The organism is Streptomyces sp. NPDC094143 (assembly GCF_040303825.1).
Taxonomy (GTDB): domain Bacteria; phylum Actinomycetota; class Actinomycetes; order Streptomycetales; family Streptomycetaceae; genus Streptomyces.
Genome location: NZ_JBEOTZ010000101.1, coordinates 1 through 4102, shown reverse-complemented (window position 1 = coordinate 4102; position 4102 = coordinate 1). Strand labels below are relative to the sequence as shown.

Sequence of the window (4102 nt, the reverse complement as noted above, 5' to 3'; positions counted from 1 at the left end):
GCCCGCACGCCGCTCGGTAGCCAGCGTCGCCGCCCTCGGCGCCCTCCCGCTCGCCCTCACCGCGCTGACTGCCACGCCGGCGGCCGCGCACGGTAGTCCTCTCGTACCGCCTGTGGTGTGAACCTCCCGCACGTCGTGCTGATTTCAGGCATTTTGTCTGCTTAGCATGCGAGTTCCGCGCTCCACACGTCGGCGATGTCCCCACACGTCCGCCCGGGGCGCAACTGCCCCGTACGAGAGGACCTCAGATGGCGCTGACGGGCCGTCAAAGCGCACCGTCCGAGCATGCCTTCTCCCCGCACGACGCCGTACTGAACTCCGCTGCCCCGCACGTGGCCCGCCGTCGCTTCCTGACCGTCACCGCGGCGGCCGCGCTGCTCGCCTTCTCCACCAACCGGCCGGCCCGCGGCGCCACCGCCACCCGCGAGCTGGACGCGGTCCGTATCACCGACAACCCGTTCACGCTCGGGGTGGCCTCCGGGGACCCGCTGCCCGATTCGGTGCTGCTGTGGACCCGGCTGGCCCCGCAGCCCTTCGCGGAGGACGGCGGTCTTGGCCAGCAACGGGTCGTCGTGTACTGGGAAGTGGCCATCGACGAGTGGTTCTCCTTCGTGGAGCACCGGGGCGTCGCCACGGCCCACCCGGAGTACGCGCACAGCGTGCACGTCGACGTCAAGGGCCTGATGCCGGACAGCGAGTACTACTACCGGTTCCGGGTGGGTGCCTGGATCAGCCCCACCGGCCGGACCCGGACGGCACCGGCCGCGGGCGGCGACACCGACGGCATGCGGCTGGCCGCGGTCGCCTGCCAGGCCTACCAGGACGGCTACTACACCGCCTACCGGCACCTGGCGCAGGAGGACGTCCACGTCGTCTTCCACCTCGGCGACTACCTCTACGAGTGCGCCGTGGACTCCGCCGGCGGGGCCCGCCGCTACACCGACCGCGAACTGCCCGACGTCTTCAACCGCGAGACGACCACCCTGGCGGACTACCGGCTGCGGTACTCGCTCTACAAGACGGACCCGGACCTGCAGGCGGCGCACGCCCAGCACCCGTTCGTCGTCACCTGGGACGACCACGAGACGGAGAACAACCACGCCGGGGCCGTCGACGAGAACGGTGGCCCGCAGGACCAGTTCCTGGTGCGCCGCGCCGCCGCCTACCGGGCGTACTGGGAGAACCAGCCCCTGCGCGCCGAGCAGCTGCCGCAGGGCCCGGACGCCCGGCTGTACCGCCGGCTGGCGTGGGGCTCCCTCGCCCAGTTCGACATCCTGGACACCCGCCAGTACCGCTCCGACCAGGCCTACAACGACCGGCCGCACGCCCCGGGCCCCGAGTCGGACGATCCGGCGCGCACCCTCACCGGCGACGTGCAGGAGCGCTGGCTGCTGGACGGCTGGCGGTCCTCCGCCGCGCTGTGGAAGGTGATGCCCCAGCAGGTGTGCTTCTCGCAGCGCAAGTTCGACCTGACCGCTCCCGCCCGGGTCTCCATGGACGCCTGGGACGGCTACCGGGCCTCCCGCGACCGCGTGATGGCGGGCGCCAAGGCGGCGGGCGTCGCGAACTGGATGGTCCTCACCGGTGACGTCCACGTCGGGTACGCCTTCGACATCAAGGAGGACTTCGACGACCCGGCGTCGAAGACGCTGGGCACGGAGTTCACCTGCACCTCGATCGCCAGCGGCGGCGACGGCACCGAGAAGCCGTCCGACTGGGAGACCTGCATGACGGCCAACCCGCACATGAAGTACTTCGACGGCCGGCGCGGTTACGTGCGGGTCGAGCTCGGCCAGGGAAACGCCCAGGTCGACTTCCGTACGGTCTCGGCCATCACCGAGCCCGGCGGCACCATCTCGACGACCGCGTCCTTCGTCACGGAGGTGGGCTCGCCCGGCCTGAAGTCCGCCTGACGCCCGGCGCCCGTCCTGCACTCTGCCCCGGAGTCGCACGTGATCGAAATCCCTGTCGGACACCGTGACCGAAGGAGACACAACGCATGGTCCACAGACCTGCCCTGACCGGCCGCCGGGCGGCCCTCACCGCTCTCCGCGCGCTCGTCGCCACCGGGCTCCCCGCCGCCGCGGCGGCCGAGCCGACGCCCGCGGCCGGTCCTCCGCCCACGGCCGCGCAGACCCTGGGCGCCGACCGGCCGTCGGCCCCGGAGCCGCGCGCCCTGCAGCGCGATCTCGGGCTGACCCGGGCCCAGGCGTCCCGGCGGCTGGTCAACGAGGCGGAGGCGGGCACCCCCCGATCCGCGACGACGTACACCTCGCCCTCCGTGAGGAGGTGGCCGCGCGGGCCGACGCGCCGTGGGGCGTCGCCCTGCGGCTGCACGCCGATCCCGAGTACGCCTTCACCGGACACCGGCCGCGGCGCTGCTCTCGGGCGAGCTGGAGCGCGCCGGGTTCACCGTGGAGCGCGGCGTGGCCGGGATGCCGACCGCGTTCACCGGTCGCTCGGGCCGGGGCCGGCCCACCGTGGCGCTGCTGCTGGAGCACGACGCCCTGCCCAACCTCGGCCACGCGTGCGGCCACGACCTCATCGCCGCTGCGGGGCTGGGGGCCGCGATGGCCCTGGGCGCCGTGCCCGCGCTGTCCGCCGGTTCGGTGCTGGCGGCCGGCACGCCCGCCCGAGTTCGCCGCGGCGTCCGCCTCGCCCCGGGCCCGCGAGGTGCTGGCCGGCGCGGCCCGGGCTCTCGCCTGCACCGCCGCCGACGTCCTGCTGCCGGAGGAACTGCGCGAGGAGGCCTGGACACGGCACCGGACGGCGTGACTGGTTCGGCCGCTGCCGGGGAACCCGGCGGGCACCCGACCTTACCGACACCTGGAGAGGGCCATGAGTCTGTTGCGTGTGCTCGGCCGCCCCATGCTCGCCTCGATGTTCCTCACGGGCGGCATGAACTCCGTCCGCGACCCGAAGCAGGTCGCCGACGCCGCCGAGCCTGTCGTCCGCCCCGTCACCGAACGCGTCCCGGCCCTGCCCGACCGCACCGAGCAGGTCGTACGGCTCAGCGGCGCCGTACAGGTGGCGGCGGGCCTGATGCTGGCCACGGGGCGCATGTCCCGCCCGGCCGCGCTGGCCATCGCGGCCACTCTGGTGCCCACGACGCTCGCGGGACACCGGTTCTGGGAGGTGGAGGACCCCGAGGAGCGGGCCCAGCAGCGCATCCACTTCTTCAAGAACCTGTCCATGCTGGGCGGTTTGCTGATCGCCGCCGACGACACCGGTGCCCGGCCCTCGCTGCTGTGGCGCGGCTCCCACGCCGCCCGCGCGGTGCGCCGCGACGCGGGCCTGGTGCGGCGCTCCGTCCGCGCCACCGCGCGCCCGGCCGCCGCGGCCGGACGGGTCCGCGCCAAACTGCCCGCCTGAGCCGCGGCCGGACCGGCCCGCGACGACCACGCGTTAGCCCCGAGGGGCCGGGGGGACCCGAGGACCGGAGGTGAAGGACATGGGACACGGAGGAAACGTCATCGACGAGCTGGTGACCGATCACCGCGAGGTCGAAGAGATGTTCGGCAGGATCGAGGCGCTGCCGTCCGGCCACCAGGACCGCAAGGTGTACGCCGACCAGGTCACCATGGAACTCGTCCGGCACTCGGTGGCCGAGGAGGCCTACCTCTACCCGGCCGTGCGCGAGCACGTGGCCGGCGGGGACGCCCTCGCCGACCAGGAACTGAAGGACCACGCCACGGCCGAGCGGATCATGAAGGATCTGGAGGGCTGTGACGCGGGTGACGCCGACTTCGACCGGCTCGTGGGCATGCTGATGAGCGAGATCCGCTCGCACATCGCCGACGAGGAGGGCAACCTCTTCCCGCGGCTGCGCCAGGCCTGCCCGATGGACACGCTGGACGAACTCGGCGACAAGGTCCGCAAGGCGAAGAAGACCGCCCCGACCCGGCCGCACCCGGCGGCCCCCGACAAGCCTCCGGCGAACAAGCTGCTGGCTCCGGGCACCGGCATGGTCGACCGGCTGCGCGACGCGCTGTCCGGACGCGGCAAGTTCGAGTGACGCGGCCTCCGCCGCGCGTGAGAGAGAAGGGCCCGACCCCGACCGGCGGGCGGTGCTGCGGGGCCTGGGCGGCCCGGCCGTCGCCAT

General features: G+C 73.6%; 3 protein-coding genes. All 3 read left to right on the top strand.

Going from position 1 to position 4102, the window contains the following annotated elements; translation table 11 throughout:
- Positions 1–248: 248 nt before the first annotated feature.
- The 3 genes from ABTZ58_RS39795 (at position 249) to ABTZ58_RS39775 (ending at position 4015) form a co-directional block, all read left to right on the top strand.
- On the top strand, positions 249–1913 hold the full coding sequence (locus ABTZ58_RS39795) for an alkaline phosphatase D family protein (protein WP_351368324.1): 1665 nt from the start codon (positions 249–251) through the stop codon (positions 1911–1913).
- Between the two features lie 925 nt (positions 1914–2838).
- Positions 2839–3372 carry a DoxX family protein gene (locus ABTZ58_RS39780; RefSeq protein WP_351368321.1) on the top strand — a complete coding sequence of 178 codons (534 nt, stop codon included), beginning with the start codon at positions 2839–2841 and terminating at the stop codon, positions 3370–3372.
- 79 nt (positions 3373–3451) lie between these two features.
- Positions 3452–4015, top strand: coding sequence for a hemerythrin domain-containing protein (locus ABTZ58_RS39775; RefSeq protein WP_351368318.1), 564 nt, complete (start codon positions 3452–3454; stop codon positions 4013–4015).
- The last annotated feature ends 87 nt before the right edge of the window (positions 4016–4102 follow it).